This window comes from Actinomycetaceae bacterium MB13-C1-2 (assembly GCA_035621235.1).
Lineage (GTDB): Bacteria > Actinomycetota > Actinomycetes > Actinomycetales > Actinomycetaceae > Scrofimicrobium.
Map to the genome: position 1 here is coordinate 2,234,641 of CP141731.1, position 15,368 is coordinate 2,250,008.

A 15,368-nucleotide genomic window follows, 5' to 3' on the forward strand; every position below is an offset into this window, starting at 1 on the left:
GAGTGAGCGAGAAGCAGAATCCCCAGGGAATCCTCGAGGACTGGGGGCGAACTTATGGGCGCTTTATTCATGGTGCCATCCGAGTCTTTTTGAGGCACTGGCCTGCGCTCATATGTCTGTTCCTCATCGGCTGGATCGGGCGAATGGGTTTCCTGTGGATCTCAATTATCGTCTCGGATTGGAGTCCGACCGTAGCGGTGTTGGTACTACCTCTGGCACCCATGAGCATGTTACTTTCGTTCATTCTTATGCTCCGGGTAATGACTCCAACGCTCCCAGCGTTCTCGGGACTGGTCGAGCACCAGACTCCAACCGAACGTTGGACGGAAGACTTTACCGTAGCGGGACAGGTGATGATCCCTTTCTTGGCCGTGTATGCCTCGGCGGGACTACTGTCGCAGGACGTGTCGGTTTTTCTAGTGGATTCAGCAACCGATGAGTGGCTGAATACCGCACCGGAACAGATCAACTTCGGCCGAGCCGACTACGCACCAGGGTGGACCATCATCCTGTTCATCGTGGTCGCGCTGGTCCTACGCAAAATCATTTCAGTCAAAAACCTGGCTCAGGACAGGCTTGTATGGGCTGGCTTCGCCGCGTATCTTGAGGTCCTCTGGATCATTACCCTTGCTCAAGCACTTACCTCGCATATCTCAATCGTCCAAGACTGGGTTACCTCGAGGAGATTCGTTGCCGATCTCATGTCGTGGGTCGATTCTGTTCTAGTGGCTGTTCACGAGTGGAGCGATTCGATCTCGACCGTTCTGGATGCCGTTGGTTCAACAATCGGAAGCTTGGGCGCAGTCGTTGTAGTTCCGGTGGCTTGGCTTGCCACCGGCGCCGCTGTGTACGGATATCAACTGCAGTCAGCAGAGCTCAAAGTTCCAGGTCATGAGCAAGTCAGCAAACAAATTGGCCGCATTCCCAACCCCGTTCGACGGGGCGTTGCTCACGTCATAGAGCCAGTTGTGACCCCAATACAGAGCGCTTTCAAGGCTGTTCTCAAGATCGCGGCAGCGGGCGTGGTGCCGATGATTCTGTTCTGCCTGACATTCCTTCTCGCATCGGGTCTTCAGTCGGTCGTTGCTCTTGGAGCAAGATTGCTGATCGGTCCGAGTTCGCCGGATCGACTCTATGCCCTGGAACCCTACGTAATTATGGTTGAACGTGGAGTCTATTTCGTTGTCGTCTTGTGTCTTCTGGCGGCTGCGGTAAGCACTATTGTGCTCGCACAACGAAAAGAAACCGATATTACAGTCGAGGTTGAAGAACAGCCCGCTGCCCTCAGCTAGCTGTTGGGCACATCCAGGACCAAATAAACGGGTTTCGACCAGCCGACTCGAACACTGGTTGGCAACACGTCCTGAGGCATGGCGATTAACACTGTCTGTTGCCAGGACGAAGGCCGCTCTGCACCAACCTCATCGATCTGTTCACCAAGGATCGCGGCACGAGGCCCCGGAGCGTCTTCGGGGACGCAAGCAAGCAGGTAGGGAGTCAGGTAGAAGCCACCTGGTTCGGATGCCTGCAATCCGCCCGCGTAGCTGTATCGATTTTCTCGATCATCAATAAGCTCAACCTCACATCCGTAGAGGTACTGGTCTGGCTCAGCGGTGAACTCGAGCACCACCTGCCACATCGCCGCTCCATCCACCGGGGCCACACCCTCGAACTCAGCTCTCTCCTGAATCAAAGCCACTTCTACGGCTACTGAGCGGTGCCTCTTTACCCCGTCAACATCAACGAAAGTCTGCTCGAGTTGTCCCTTAGATCCCCCAGCGGTAACCGGATCAGACCACTGCCACGGAAGGTACAAAGTCACCAAGCGGAAGGACGAAGCAAGCACAGCTATAAGAAACAAGGGAACAATCAGGATCAGCCAAATACGGTTTTGCTTTAGCCAGGTCATGGGATCACCGAAGTGGAGTCCTGGAGCAGAATCCGCTCTTGAGAGCTCGTGAGCTGACTGGCCGTGGCCGCGTCAATCTGCAGGTCTATCTGTGCGACATCGTCGCTTGTGAACACCTGGCCACCGGCAGGAATCAGTATCTTGGAGCCCTCTAGCGCATCGGTCGGTATCTCGAAAGGCATCTGGCACCATACAGTGAGGCCTGGCGGAGTGGGGCCACAGTTCGCTGTTAGTGTCTGCATACCACCGAACGTTCGCCCGTCTTTACTTCTAATCACCGGAAAAGACCCGCCGATTATGCCCGACTCACCGTGCGGGGTCCACTGCACATCAATCACCAGCCACGTCTGGTCCGTGGTGGCTACCTGACCATATATCTCCACCTGTTGCGTCGCCTGCACTCCAGTAACGGTGACATCGCCAGTTCGCATCTCTACTGTCTCACCGACTACGGCTTCACGGGTGAATGAACGATCCGAGAGTATTTCGGTAGCATCGGGGATCCACTTCGTGAGAAATGAACCGACGTAAAGAAGCGCAAACACTGTGACGACCGTTAGGACGGTCTTACCTGTGTTTTTCACTCGTCCACCGCCTTAGAAAGGGGCAAAACGTATTGGACTGCAGGCTCAGGGTCCAACCAGGCCATTTGTTCATCCAGTGTCGATCGACGCCAGGTGTTGGCGGAGAAAGTCACCGCTAGCTCGGAAGACGGTTCGACCCCGGATTCCTGCTGCCACACCAGAATTACTCGCACTGGTAGTCCGGGCTGAAATGCTCGTTGATTAAGCGCGTCATCCACACGTATCACCTGCGGACTCACAGGAAACGATCCGTCCGGAGCCTCAAACTGCTTGAGTCCGTCAATGTCTATGGTCACGCTGCCGGTAAGTACATTGCTTGCAATGAAGCTGTCACTAGTATTTTCGACATTCACCATCAGTGCGATGTACCGATACCCCTCTTCTTTGGGAAGTACCCGCTCTATTTCGTCGAAGTAGCGCGCGGTTTCCGGCAGCACCTTGAATGGCTTCACCTCTGCGGCCTCTTCAAGGTCGCCGCGGGGCGCACCAGCTTCTTCACCGACCACATCCCATCCACCAAACAGGCCGACTATTCCGATCAGAAGCACGACTGCGAGTAGGGCAATACGGCTCGGAGTAAAGATATCCGAAACGAGTTTGTAGCCCTCCTTAGCGCGCTTCAATCGCGAAGTCTGATTCGAGGGTTCACCGGTCACATGCCAATGGTACGGAAAGCCGCTACCCGGACTCCGGGCAGTCTATTCTCTGATCTGTCCTCCTTCGCAGTAAAGTCACTGTTGATAACTACTGCGATAGGTGAATTTTGACTGACTGGATCTCTCAGCCTCCCATCTCTTTTTCGGGACCACTCACTACCCTTTCGGCCTTCCCACCATCTGCTGACAAAGAGCGGCCTGCTGGCCCCTCCGAAATCTCATCCGCCCGCGTTGTGGGAAAGAAGGGACACAAACGTCCGGATCGTGGCTTCACCGAAACATTTCGCAGCGAAGAGGGGCGAGGCCTGGCTCGTGTTGGCACCATTCACACTTCTCACGGCGAGATCCAGACCCCGGCCTTTATTCCGGTTGGTACCAAAGCCGACGTTAAGGGCATTCTTCCCGAGATGTTGGTCGGGCTTGGGGCACAGGCGACCCTTGCGAATGCGTATCATCTATACCTTCAACCTGGCTCGGACATCGTGGACGAGGCCGGAGGAGTCGGGTCATTCATGCACTGGCCCGGACCGACCTACACCGACTCGGGTGGATTTCAAGTCCTGTCGATGGGCGCCGGTTTCAAGAAGGTCCTGAGCGAAGAGTTCGCAGCCGACCCTGATCAACCAATCCCGGCGAAACTCTCGGCCAGGGCGATAAAGGCCTCGAGGGCAGTGGTCGACGACGACGGCGTCGTTTTCCGGAGTCACATCGACGGCGCGAAACACCGATTTACCCCGGAAGTATCAATCCGGATTCAGCATCAGCTCGGTGCAGACATAATGTTTGCGTTTGACGAGTTGACTTCACTGTCGCATCCTCGCCCCTATCAGGAGGAATCACTTATCCGCACCGAAGCATGGGCCCGACGGTGTTTGAGTGAGCACAAGCGACAAACCGAAGAGCGCGCCGGCAAGCCGTACCAGCAGTTGTGGGGAGTGGTGCAGGGAGCCGACTACCATGACCTTCGCGTTTCGGCCGCGCGAGCACTGGCAGACATGGAAGAAGAAGGACAAAGCTTCGATGGGTTTGGCATCGGTGGTGCACTGCGTAAAGAGCAACTCGGAGAAATAGTCTCGTGGGTCACGGCCGAACTTCCCTCCGACAAGGGTCGTCATCTGTTGGGGATTTCTGAACCATACGACCTGTTCGTGGCGGTTGATGCAGGTATCGACACCTTTGATTGTGTCAATCCATCACGGGTGGCACGAAACGGCGCTATCTACACCCCCACTGGCCGCTACAACATTACTAACTCTCGCTTCGCGAGGGACTTCACCCCCCTGGCTGAAGGTTGTGGTTGTTACACTTGCGCCCACTTCACGAAGGCTTACGTTAGGCACCTGTTTAAGGCAAAAGAAATTCTGGCGGCCACCCTCGCAACCATCCACAATGAGTGGTTTACAGTGCGCCTGGTCGATGCAATAAGGCAGTCAGTGTCGGATGGTGGCTTCGAGGCATTCAGGAACGAGACCCTGCGCCGATACTACGGAAGCGGAAAGCTGGCCGTCTTCCCCCAGTGATCCCGACTCTCCCCGTTTCTCTTCGCAAACGGAGGATTTCTGCGCAATGTTGCCGCAAACCGGACCATTCTGCCGTTTGTGCGTAGGGCGCACGCATAAACCGGGAAAATAGTCCCGCTTCCGGTAGCTTCAAACAGTTTGAAGCTACCGGAAGCGGGGGGCCTATCCGAGTAATTCGGGACGTACGAAATCCCTGTCTTCTGAGTGCTGGTCGAGGAATGCCAAGAAAGTTTCATACCAAACCTGCGCGTTGCCAGGCTTTAGAATCCAGTGTCCCTCGTCCGGGAAGTAGAGGAATTGGTGAGCAAGTTCGGGGCTGGTACGTTGCAAGTCCATCCACAACTCCAGGCCCTGGCCAATCGGCACACGGTAGTCCTGGTCTCCGTGGATGACCAGCATCGGAACTTTGATGTCCTGAGCAAAACGATGCGGTGACCAAAGCTCCGCTTGCGCCGGTCCCTGTCTGGGTCCTGCTGGAATCGGCGCCATCATCCAGCGGTACCAGGAACCGTTGTCGGTGGTCCTTGCCATTGATTCGATGTTCCACAGTGAGGCGTGAGTGACGATGCCCTTGAAGCGACTACCTGTATGACCCGCGACCCAGTTAGCCATGTAACCCCCATATGAGCCCCCGGCAAAAAGCTGCCGACTCTCATCGATATCGTCGCGATCTATGGTCGCGTCAGTTAGCGCCATGATATCAGTGAAGGGTTCATCGCCGATCGAGTCGTGTCCACGACTGGTCATCTCTTGACCGTATCCGGTTGAGATACCCGGGTCTGGAAGCAGTACCGCGTATCCGCGAGCGACAAATACCCACGGGTTCCAGCGCCAAGTCCAGTCGTTCCAGGATCCCCATGGGCCACCGTGCGCGAAGACGACCAGCGGATGAGGGCCCTCGCCGTCCGGAACTGCGAGCCACGCACGAAGAGGCGTTCCATCCGTAGCTACCGCCTCTACCTCGGTCAGTTCACCGGGCAGCTCAAGTTCGGGGGTAAGCTGTGGGCCTTCGGTAACCGTTCCAGAAGCCGGGTCGATGAAGACTACGGTAGCCGGTTCTGCGATGCTTGATCGCAGGGCGACCAGTTTGTCTTTTGCCCAGGCAATACTGGAGTATGAGTACTCATCGTCGGGCGTGACGAGTCTGAGTTCCTCAGGCGAGGAAACACTGAAGACTCCGCCCCGGCCACCTCTATCGTTCGCAAGATAAAGAACGTTCCCGGCTCCCACGGCCATCGAGTTACACTCACTGCGGGCAAGCAGAACGATCTCTCCAGACTTGAAGTCGATCTTTTGTAGTTCTATATCCACCGTTTGGCCTGGCAGTGGTGGCAGATAGTGTCCGAGGATTCCCGCATTTGCGTCCGGATAAATCAACTCGCCTGAGATGTCGGCGTCCGGTGCTCCAAAGAGTAGTTTGGGTTCGTCATCAGAAAGCAGATCTAGTAGGTAGACCTCTGTTACCGGATCGATCTCGGTTCGGCGTCTCATGGTGATCATCGCGATCGATCCGTCGTCTGAAGCCAGAACTTGATCCAAGTCCCAATCGCTGACACCGTCCGGCCTCGGGGGCAACGCCACCTCGGTCAGTTTGAGTTCACTGGCGGGTAACTTCGCGGCGTGATCCTCGTTCTTCTTATCGGTATCGGCCTTCTTAGGAGGATCAATGCCTGTAGGCGCAGACAACTCAGGTAGGGGCGAAATGAACAGGTGGCACTCCCCCGCCGCCTCGTCGTGATCCCAAGATCTAGTGGGATAGCGGGCGTAGAGAACCCCACTTACCTTGGCATCTTCACGCTTCTTGTTCAGCTCGGCCGATCTGGCGAGAGCTTGCTCTACCGACGCTCCATCAGACCAGGCCGACGGCAGAACCGAAAGAGTTACTAGGAGGTTTGACTCGGTGGCCGAAACGGATTCTATGCCGCCCCTGTAACGGAAGATCTCACGTGCTTCTCCTGAGGGCGGAAGCATCCAAATCGCGTCACCCTTCGACTCTGCACCCGGGTCATTGCGGCTGAAGTAGATTTCGCCTCGTTTACCAATTGCGAGGAGCGCTGCCGACTTGGTCCCAAAAGTCAGTTGACGCGCCGAGTCTTCCGTGACCTCGAACAACTGGTCGAGGAATGCGTTTTGCTCCTCACTAATGGTTCGCCGAGTAACAATGACCCGACCGTCGCGGGAGGCAGATAGCCCGCTCAGACGAGGGGCACGGACAAAGGACGCTGGATCTGAGAATAGTGTTTCGCTCACCAACCCAGGATACGTCACACGTTGAAGCCGATGGCCCTTAGTTGCGCTCGACCGTCCGGGGTGATGCACTCCGGACCCCATGGCGGAAGCCAAACCCAGTTCACCGTAACGTTCTCAGAAAACGGGCCAAGCACCATCTGTGCCTGTCGTTCGATAACGTCAGTTAGGGGACAAGCGGCGGATGTCAGCGTCATGTTCAGCGTGATTGAGTTGTCCGGGGCAATCGCAACACCGTATAGCAGGCCCAAGTCAACGATGTTAATCCCCAACTCTGGATCGATGACGTCTTTCAGTGCCTCGATGACTTCCTCGCCCCCGACGTTGCCAAGCTCAATGACGTCAACACGCCCGAAATCAGATTCCGGCTTTATTTCGCCGAACAGTTGCGGTGGAGGCTCCGGTGTCGCCATCGGGTTTCCAGCCATCCCGTCTTGATCGCTCATATCCGCCCCTCCTAGTCTTGTGTCTTGTCTGTGATGTCGATACCCGCCTTGGCCATGGCGTCGCGTAACGCGTACCAACCAAGGAGAGCGCATTTTATTCGGTTGGGAAACTTTGAGGTTCCCTCGAACGCGGCATTGTCGCCAAGCTCATCCAGTATCTCGTCGGGTGTTCCTGAGCCGCGTGAGTGCATCATTTGCTCCATGTTGGCAAAGTCGCGTCTAACCGCTTCTAGGTCAGCGCCGTCAAGCGTCTCACTCAATAGCGACAGCGCCGCCTGCGAAATCGAGCAACCATCACCATCCCAGGCGATCTCAACCGGATTACCGGCTTTGTCCAGGCGAACCCCCAGAGTAACCTCGTCGCCACAGGTAGGATTGACCTGATACGAGGTGAACTCGAAGCCACTCACATCTCCGCTGCCACTCCTTTTACGAGAGTGATCAATGATGAGTTGCTGGTAGAGCGCGTCTAGGCTGCTCACTTAGGACCTCCAAAGTACTCCTGAACCTTTACCAGGGCGTCAAGAAATGCGTCGATCTCCTCAGTAGTTGTCGTCAGCGAAACTGATGCCCTAGAAGATGATTTCACACCAAAGAATCTGTGAAGTGGAATCGCGCAGTGGTGTCCCACGCGAACAGCGACGTCATATGAGTCAAGCACTTGGCCAACATCGTGTGGGTGAACTCCTTCAACGACAAATGACACCGCGCCTGTCCGCTCCGCTCGGTCGGATGGACCAAGGAGGCGTACTCCCTCAAGGTTCGTAATTCCGTCTAGTAGGTACTCAGTGATTCGGTTCTCGTGTGCTTCGACTCGATCCATGCCAAGCTCGGAAAGATAGTCCAGTGCTACCGCCCATCCCACGGCTTGTGCTACCGGTTGCGATCCGGCTTCGAACTTCGCGGGCGGGGGCAGAAAGCGCGTACTTTCCATCGTCACGTCCGCGACGACTGAGCCTCCAGTGAGAAATGGTGGTAGTTTCTCTAGCAAATCCGCCTTTCCCCACAGTGCGCCTACTCCAGTTGGCCCAAGCATTTTGTGCGAGGAGAAAACTGCGAAGTCAACACCCAGATTTGAAACGTCAACCGGCACATGCGCTGCCGATTGACAGGTGTCAAGAACCACCAACGCGCCAACTGACCTTGCCTTTTCGACAACCTGTTCCACTGGAGAGACCGCCCCGGTGACGTTCGAGGCGTGCGTGAATGCAACCACCCGAGTGTCCTCGGTGATTCGTTCCAGAGTACTGAGGTCGATCCGGCCTTCGGGAGTCAGGTCGAGCCAGTCGAGCTTGGCCCCGGTTCTAGCAGCAAGTTGCTGCCAGGGAACTAGGTTCGAATGGTGCTCTGCGCGAGTGACAACGATCTTGTCGCCAGGCGAAATCGCCATCTCGCTACCAGGTTGATTCTGGGACGCATTACCGATTGAGGCCGCAACTAGATTCAGTGCTTCGGTCGCGTTCTTGGTCCAGACAATTTCCTCAGACTTACCTCCGACGAAACCGGCTACCTTTGTCCGCGCGTCTTCGAACGCCGCGGTTGCTTCGTCGCCAAGAAGGTGAGTGTTTCGGTGAACAGCCCCGTTGGAGCTCGTATAGAAGTCAACCTCCGACTCAAGTACGCACATTGGCTTTTGCGCGGTAGCGGAAGAATCTAAATAGATGATTGGGTGACCGCCCCGACCGATCCGCTCAAGCGCGGGGAAGTCACGTCGGATCGCCGCTAGCTCCCCGGCGGAGAAGTCACGCCCATCATCCATGTTGAGTCCTATCAGGAATGCGTCTGTCTACTGCAGGTAGCTGTCGTATCCGTTCTCCTCAAGAACGTCCGCAAGCTCTGGCCCACCCTCTTCTGCAACGCGCCCATTTACGAAGACGTGGACGAAGTTTGGCTTGATGTAGCGCAAGATGCGGGTGTAGTGGGTGATCAGCATAATCCCCATATTGTCCTTCTTGTGAGCACGGTTGACGCCCTCAGAAACAATGCGCAGAGCGTCAACGTCAAGACCCGAGTCAGTCTCATCAAGTACTGCAAACTTTGGTTCCAGAAGTTCCATTTGCAGGATTTCTAGGCGTTTCTTCTCACCCCCAGAGAACCCGACATTGACATCGCGGTCTGCGAAGTCTGAGGGCATGCGGAGATTCTGCATTGCCTTATCCACGTCCTTGATCCAGTGGCGGATAGGAGGAGCTTCCCCGTCAATGGCGGTCTTCGCGGTCCGTAGCAGGTTCGAAACCGACACCCCCGCGACTTCTACCGGGTACTGCATGGCCAGGAACAACCCTTTTTTGGCCCGCTCATCAACCGACATCTCAAGGATGTTTTCACCGTTTAGCAGAGCCTCGCCGCCTGTCACCTCGTAGGCAGGATGACCGGCAAGGGCATAGGCCAACGTCGACTTACCAGACCCATTTGGTCCCATAATCGCGTGAATCTCACCGGAGCCAATCGTCAAGTCAACTCCCTTGAGAATCTCCTTTGCACCCTCAGGAGTCATGACCTCAACGTGGAGATCCTTAATGGCCAGTGTTTCCGACATCTTGTTTTCTTTCTTGTCTTCGTTCATCGCGTGTGTGAGGTTAGTTGGCTGTTACTTGTTCAGCGAGGCGTTCGTTGTATTCGCGTAGACGATGGTCGATTTCTTCCATCAGTGAATCTTGCAGATCAGCGATGCCGATCTGGTTGACGAGTTCAGCGAAGAATCCGCGTACAACAAGGCGTCTGGCATCGACTGCCGAAACGCCACGGCTCATTAGGTAGAACAACTGATCATCGTCAAAGCGACCTGTAGCGGAAGCGTGACCTGCCCCCTCGATCTCGCCGTTCTCGATCTCTAGGTTAGGAACTGAGTCAGCCTTGGCGCCCTCTGTAAGAATCAGGTTCCGATTCAACTCGTAGGTGTCGGTGTTGTCCGCATCCCGCCCGATGAGGCAGTCACCGATCCAGACGGCATGCGCGTCCTTGCCCTGTAAAGCTCCCTTGTAGGCAGAACGCGAGTAACAGTTGGGAGCAGTGTGGTGGATGAAGACCCGATGTTCTAGATTTTGGCCCGGGTCAACAAAATAGAGACCGTTGAGGTTCAGGTTGCCGCCCTGCTCTTTGAGTTCGGAGTCGATGGTGATGCGAACCAAGTCCCCACCCAGGGTGACGATCATGTGCGTCAGATTGGCGTCGCGGCCCACGCTGACTCGATGCGCTGACGCATGAAGCGCATCGCGATCCCAGTTGTGAACCGCGACGAAGTTAAGTGTCGATCCGTCGTCAGCACGAACCTCGACCGTCTGGTTGAGAATGGCCGGACCATCGTGAATTAGTACGACTGTCGCCTTGGCATGCCTTTCGGTTCGAACCACAATGTGTCCGGCGGAGGCCGCTCGCGGAGCTGTTACGTGAACCATTACCGGCTCAGTCAGCTCAATGTCGGCTGGCACCGTGATGACCACAGCCTCTTTGGTCTTATTCCAGGCGAGCGCAGCAGGACGATCTCCCGGAGCCAGTACGATGCCGACTCGCGAGTCGTCCATGGCGACATTTTCGACTAGAACACCCTCGGGCCCCTGTACCTCCACCTTCGGTGCCAGATACTCGGTCTGCTCTTCGAGAAGTGGCTTGACGCGCCGCATCGGGGTGAAGCGCCAGTCTTCCTCACGCCCCACGGGCATGGGGAAGTCTTCAAGACTAAACGAGACGGGACGGTCAGCCCTGGTGGCCTTTGACGGTTCGTTAACTTTTCCAGTGGTTTTAGTGGCCATATCAGCCGACGGATCCTTCCATCTGCAGTTCAATCAGGCGGTTGAGCTCAAGGGCATACTCCATCGGGAGTTCCTTGGCGATTGGCTCAACGAAACCACGAACAATCGTCGCCATCGCTTCGTTTTCATCCAAACCGCGACTCATTAGGTAGAACAGTTGGTCCTCGTTCACCTTAGAGACGGTGGCCTCATGGCCCATCACAACGTCTTCAGTCCGAACATCCACGTAGGGGTACGTATCGGTACGGGAGATCTTGTCAACCAACAGAGCGTCGCAAAGAACGTTCGACTTCGACTTGGTTGCGCGTGAGTGAACCTCAACTAGACCACGGTACGAGGTACGCCCCCCGGAACGGGACACCGACTTCGCAACGATCGAGGATGAGGTACGAGGAGCCATGTGCACCATCTTTGCCCCCGTATCCTGGTGCTGTCCGCGACCCGCAAACCCGATCGAAAGCGTCTCCCCCTTGGCGTTTTCACCCATCAGGTAGCAGGCCGGGTACTTCATGGTGATCGCGGAACCCATGTTTCCATCGATCCACTCCATGGTGCCGCCCTCTTCAACGATGGCGCGCTGGGTAACCAGGTTCAGAACGTTGTTCGACCAGTTTTGAATGGTTGTGTAGCGAACACGAGCGTCCTTGAGCACAAAGATTTCGACGACTGCAGCGTGAAGCGAATTCGAATCATAGATGGGGGCAGTACAGCCCTCGACGTAGTGAACGTACGATCCCTCGTCAGCGATGATCAGTGTTCGCTCGAACTGGCCCATAGCTTCCGTGTTGATCCGGAAATAGGCCTGAAGCGGGATCTCGACGTGGACCCCCGGCGGAACATAAATAAACGACCCACCGGACCAGCAGGCGGTGTTAAGTGCGGCAAACTTGTTGTCACCCGCAGGAACTGACTTGCCGAAGTACTTCTCGAACAGCTCCGGGTATTCGCGTAGACCACTGTCGGTGTCGAGGAAAATGACTCCCTGACGTTCCAGATCCTCCTGAATCTGCTGGTAGACCACCTCGGACTCATACTGCGCCGCAACCCCAGCCACCAGTCGCTTCTTCTCCGCTTCTGGAATTCCAAGCCGGTCGTAAGTGTTTTTGATTTCCTCTGGCAGATCGTTCCAGTCGTTAACCTGGCGGTCGGTCGGACGAACGTAGTACTTGAAGTCGTCGTAGTCGATGCCGGACAGGTCTGGACCCCAGGTTGGCGTGGGCTTGCGCTCAAAGAAGTTGAAGGCCTTCAGGCGCCGCTCAAGCATCCATTCGGGCTCTTCCTTCGTTTCAGAGATATACCGAACGATGTCCTCATTGATGCCCTTGGGCACTCCCTTGGAGTAGTCGTCGCGGTCATGCCAGCCATAGCCATATGCGCCAATGGAATCGATGATCTCGTCATCGGTCATTGGCGTCACAGGAGGGGCCTGCGTTGTCTGCGTCATTGATTTCCTTCTTTTTCTACTTCTTATTCAGTCCTGCTCTCGGCCCTCTGCCACCTATCGGCGCATGAAGACCGAGCGTGTTCCCGGATGGACCGTCGCCATCCCCACTGGAATGTGGGTTGTACAGACGTGCTCACCCTGAGCCAAAGTCGCAAGCCGCTGAACGTGAACGCCCAGAAGCTTTGAAAACGCAACTAGCTCAGCTTCACAAAGTTGCGGATATCCGTGCGCCACCTTCTCAATCGGGCAGTGGCCCTGACAGAGTTGAATCGCAAAATTTCCATCGCCAACGGGACGAATCGTTGCGGCATACCCGTCATCGGTGAGAGCGTCGGCCAGTGCCTGAGCACGAAGACGAGGGTCGTGTCCCGCCGACCGCACGACCGGGGCGTACCTTCGCTCGAGTTCCCTCGAACGCGAGGCCGCGAAACCTTCAACGGCTTCTTTCCCTCCGACCTTTTCTAGGTAGTAGAGAGCTTTCACCGCCAGGTCCGAATGCGAATCTTCGAGTCGTCCTCTGCCTGAGTCCGTAGCGACATAGTGTCTCGCCGGCCTGCCGCGCCCGCGTGATCCGATAACCGGAACCTCGTGCTCGATGATTTCTCCGCCCTTTTCAAGGGAGGTGATGTGACGCCTGACGGCGGCCGTGGTCAAAGATAGAATGTGCGAAATAGTGGTCGCAGTTATTGGACCCTTTTCGATAATGAGGTCGAGGACTTGCTGCCGGGTACCCTGCTCAACTAAATCCGTCATGGCACCCCCAAACTCGCAAATCGAATCCTGTAGACCTAAGTCCTATAACGCGTTTACAAGTGTAGCTGATTTTGGAAACAGTGCGGTTGTGAAAAACTGCGGGATTGTGCACTTCGGTGTCGGCGACCATCAGTTCGACCGCTCTCGTTGCGGCGGGCGCCGCCGACCGGTGCTGCCTCGACCACTGCTTCGCTGATGTCGTCTTCGGTCAGTCACCGCCCACCGTCGCCCTTCATTCCTCAACAGAGCTGGACGGTAACCCCGGCGGGCGACCGCAGGGGACCTCGGCCAGGCAGTCGCCAAGTGTCGGCGGATCTACTACTCGCCCTCCCTACTCAAAACGTCGCACAGTTTTGTTGAGTGAGAGGGCCTAGGAAGCGATGGCGGCCTTGATTAGACCCACGAACAACGGGTGTGGGTTGGCTGGACGCGACTTGAACTCCGGGTGCGCCTGAGTGCCAACGTAGTAGGGGTGGAGGTCCGAATCGAGCTCAACGAACTCGACGAGCATTCCGTCGGGCGAAGTTCCAGATACTCTGAGTCCCGCCTTCTCTAGAACCTCACGATAGTCGGGGTTCACTTCGAACCGGTGACGGTGCCGCTCCGAGACGGAGGTAGTGTCGTATGCCTTGGCGACAATCGATCCGGGAACAAGTTCTGCTGGATAGGCTCCGAGCCTCATCGTCCCGCCTAGGTCGCCCTCTCCCTCGACGATCCCGAGCTGCGACTCCATGGTGGTGATGACGGGGTCTGGGGTATCGGGATCAAACTCGGTCGAGGATGCCTCAGGGATTCCAGCCAGATTCTGAGCCGCCTCGATCACCATGGCCTGTAGTCCCAGGCAGATGCCAAGAGTGGGAACCCTGTTCTCACGTGCCCATCTGAGTGCGCCGTATTTGCCCTCTACTCCCCTGATTCCGAAGCCACCCGGAACCAGGACAGCATCGACTCCATTGAGTTCATTTGCTGCTCCCTCCGATGTGAGGCAAGCATCGGAGTTGACCCACCGGATAGACACGCGGGCTCGATTGGCGAAACCACCCGCTCGCAGTGCCTCGATTACAGAAAGATAGGCGTCGGGAAGATCGATGTACTTTCCGACTATCGCAACCTCAACCTCGTGATCCGGATGGTTTACACGCTCCAAAAGGTCATCCCAAGTGGTCCAATCGACGTCGTGAAACGGAAGATCTAGTCTGCGGACAATGAATGCATCCAGCCCTTCCTTGTGGAGGATTTTTGGAACCTCGTACAAACTGCGCGCATCGGGGCAAACCACGACGGCATCCATGTCGACATCACACATCAGTGAAATTTTCTTCTTCACCGATTCGGGCACATCAACTTCACTGCGAAGGACCAGAGCGTCGGGCTGAATGCCAAGAGAGCGAAGGTTGGCGACCGAGTGCTGAGTAGGTTTTGTCTTCAGTTCCCCGGCCGACTTTAGGTAAGGAAGTAGCGAGACATGGACGAAAAGGCAGTTGTCGCGTCCAAGTTCTCGACGAACTTGCCTAGCTGCTTCAAGGAAAGGGGTCGACTCAATATCGCCTACGGTGCCACCGATCTCCGTAATGATGATGTCCGGGGACGTTGACCCGTCACCCGGGCTTGCTTGTGCTCTCATTCGGCTCATGATCTCGTTGGTGATGTGTGGTATCACCTGAACCGTGTCACCCAAGTACTCGCCCCTGCGCTCCCTTGCAATAACACTCGAGTAGATCTGCCCCGTAGTTGCATTAGCGTCGCCGGACAGGGGAACATCGAGGAAGCGTTCATAGTGACCGATGTCCAGGTCAGTCTCGGTACCGTCCTCAGTCACGAATACCTCTCCGTGCTGAAAAGGATTCATGGTGCCAGGATCGACATTTATATAGGGGTCAAGCTTTTGCATGACCACCTTCAGTCCGCGTGCCCGAAGCAACATTCCCAGGGACGAGGCTGTTAGCCCTTTTCCAAGGGAAGATACCACGCCACCGGTGACAAAGATGTGTTTGGGCTGTGCCATGTTCGCAGCTTGTGCGCTGTCATTAACCATGGACCCTCATTTTAGCGCGTGG

General features: G+C 56.1%; 14 protein-coding genes. 2 read left to right on the forward strand and 12 right to left on the reverse strand.

What is annotated here, in order from left to right; genetic code table 11:
• Positions 1-2 precede the first annotated feature (2 nt).
• Positions 3-1,292, forward strand: a complete 1,290-nt coding sequence (locus U6G28_09980) for a hypothetical protein (GenBank protein ID WRS29837.1) — start codon at positions 3-5, stop codon at positions 1,290-1,292.
• Here U6G28_09980 and U6G28_09985 read toward each other — a convergent pair.
• Genes U6G28_09985 through U6G28_09995 form a run of 3 tightly spaced genes read right to left on the reverse strand, consistent with a single transcriptional unit; the run spans position 1,289 to position 3,116 of the window.
• Positions 1,289-1,909: a hypothetical protein gene (locus U6G28_09985; protein ID WRS29838.1), complete on the reverse strand. Its 621-nt coding sequence runs from the start codon at positions 1,907-1,909 to the stop codon at positions 1,289-1,291. The two genes, U6G28_09980 and U6G28_09985, sit on opposite strands and share 4 nt — an antisense overlap.
• The gene (locus U6G28_09990) at positions 1,906-2,493 is read right to left on the reverse strand and encodes a hypothetical protein (protein ID WRS29839.1); all 588 of its coding nucleotides are present in this window, start codon (positions 2,491-2,493) and stop codon (positions 1,906-1,908) included. The genes U6G28_09985 and U6G28_09990 overlap by 4 nt, the downstream gene beginning before the upstream one ends.
• Positions 2,490-3,116, reverse strand: a complete 627-nt coding sequence (locus tag U6G28_09995) for a hypothetical protein (GenBank protein ID WRS29840.1) — start codon at positions 3,114-3,116, stop codon at positions 2,490-2,492. The genes U6G28_09990 and U6G28_09995 overlap by 4 nt, the downstream gene beginning before the upstream one ends.
• A gap of 248 nt (positions 3,117-3,364) precedes the next feature.
• Here U6G28_09995 and tgt point away from each other — a divergent pair, with 248 nt between their 5' ends.
• Positions 3,365-4,669: a tRNA guanosine(34) transglycosylase Tgt gene (gene tgt, locus U6G28_10000; GenBank protein WRS31232.1), complete on the forward strand. Its 1,305-nt coding sequence runs from the start codon at positions 3,365-3,367 to the stop codon at positions 4,667-4,669.
• 162 nt (positions 4,670-4,831) lie between these two features.
• Here the strand turns inward: tgt and U6G28_10005 are convergent, their stop codons facing one another.
• The 9 genes from U6G28_10005 to U6G28_10045 form a co-directional block, all read right to left on the reverse strand.
• On the reverse strand, positions 4,832-6,919 hold the full coding sequence (locus U6G28_10005; protein WRS29841.1) for a prolyl oligopeptidase family serine peptidase: 2,088 nt from the start codon (positions 6,917-6,919) through the stop codon (positions 4,832-4,834).
• Positions 6,920-6,933: 14 nt separating this feature from the next.
• Positions 6,934-7,362 (reverse strand): metal-sulfur cluster assembly factor, encoded by a 429-nt coding sequence (locus U6G28_10010; GenBank protein WRS29842.1) that lies wholly within the window; start codon positions 7,360-7,362, stop codon positions 6,934-6,936.
• Positions 7,363-7,373: 11 nt separating this feature from the next.
• Positions 7,374-7,844 (reverse strand): SUF system NifU family Fe-S cluster assembly protein, encoded by a 471-nt coding sequence (locus U6G28_10015; GenBank protein ID WRS29843.1) that lies wholly within the window; start codon positions 7,842-7,844, stop codon positions 7,374-7,376.
• On the reverse strand, positions 7,841-9,121 hold the full coding sequence (locus U6G28_10020; GenBank protein WRS29844.1) for a SufS family cysteine desulfurase: 1,281 nt from the start codon (positions 9,119-9,121) through the stop codon (positions 7,841-7,843). The genes U6G28_10015 and U6G28_10020 overlap by 4 nt, the downstream gene beginning before the upstream one ends.
• Before the next feature lie 27 nt (positions 9,122-9,148).
• A complete protein-coding gene (gene sufC, locus U6G28_10025) occupies positions 9,149-9,928 on the reverse strand; it encodes a Fe-S cluster assembly ATPase SufC (protein ID WRS29845.1) in 780 nt (259 codons plus the stop codon).
• Between the two features lie 13 nt (positions 9,929-9,941).
• Entirely contained in the window at positions 9,942-11,114 is a 1,173-nt protein-coding gene (gene sufD, locus U6G28_10030) for a Fe-S cluster assembly protein SufD (GenBank protein ID WRS29846.1), read from the reverse strand.
• 1 nt (position 11,115) lies between these two features.
• Positions 11,116-12,558, reverse strand: coding sequence for a Fe-S cluster assembly protein SufB (gene sufB, locus U6G28_10035; protein WRS29847.1), 1,443 nt, complete (start codon positions 12,556-12,558; stop codon positions 11,116-11,118).
• Positions 12,559-12,612: 54 nt separating this feature from the next.
• Positions 12,613-13,311 (reverse strand): HTH domain-containing protein, encoded by a 699-nt coding sequence (locus U6G28_10040; GenBank protein WRS29848.1) that lies wholly within the window; start codon positions 13,309-13,311, stop codon positions 12,613-12,615.
• Between the two features lie 370 nt (positions 13,312-13,681).
• Positions 13,682-15,346: a CTP synthase gene (locus tag U6G28_10045; GenBank protein ID WRS29849.1), complete on the reverse strand. Its 1,665-nt coding sequence runs from the start codon at positions 15,344-15,346 to the stop codon at positions 13,682-13,684.
• Between the last annotated feature and the right edge of the window lie 22 nt (positions 15,347-15,368).

Excerpts from the sequence above, each read along its gene's own strand:
- U6G28_09985 (WRS29838.1), bottom strand. The coding sequence starts at position 1,909 with ATGACCTGGCTAAAGCAAAACCGTATTTGGCTGATCCTGATTGTTCCC.
- U6G28_10010 (WRS29842.1), bottom strand. The coding sequence starts at position 7,362 with ATGAGCGATCAAGACGGGATGGCTGGAAACCCGATGGCGACACCGGAG.
- U6G28_10020 (WRS29844.1), bottom strand. The coding sequence starts at position 9,121 with ATGGATGATGGGCGTGACTTCTCCGCCGGGGAGCTAGCGGCGATCCGA.
- sufC (WRS29845.1), bottom strand. The coding sequence starts at position 9,928 with ATGAACGAAGACAAGAAAGAAAACAAGATGTCGGAAACACTGGCCATT.
- sufD (WRS29846.1), bottom strand. The coding sequence starts at position 11,114 with ATGGCCACTAAAACCACTGGAAAAGTTAACGAACCGTCAAAGGCCACC.
- sufB (WRS29847.1), bottom strand. The coding sequence starts at position 12,558 with ATGACGCAGACAACGCAGGCCCCTCCTGTGACGCCAATGACCGATGAC.
- U6G28_10040 (WRS29848.1), bottom strand. The coding sequence starts at position 13,311 with ATGACGGATTTAGTTGAGCAGGGTACCCGGCAGCAAGTCCTCGACCTC.
- U6G28_10045 (WRS29849.1), bottom strand. The coding sequence starts at position 15,346 with ATGGTTAATGACAGCGCACAAGCTGCGAACATGGCACAGCCCAAACAC.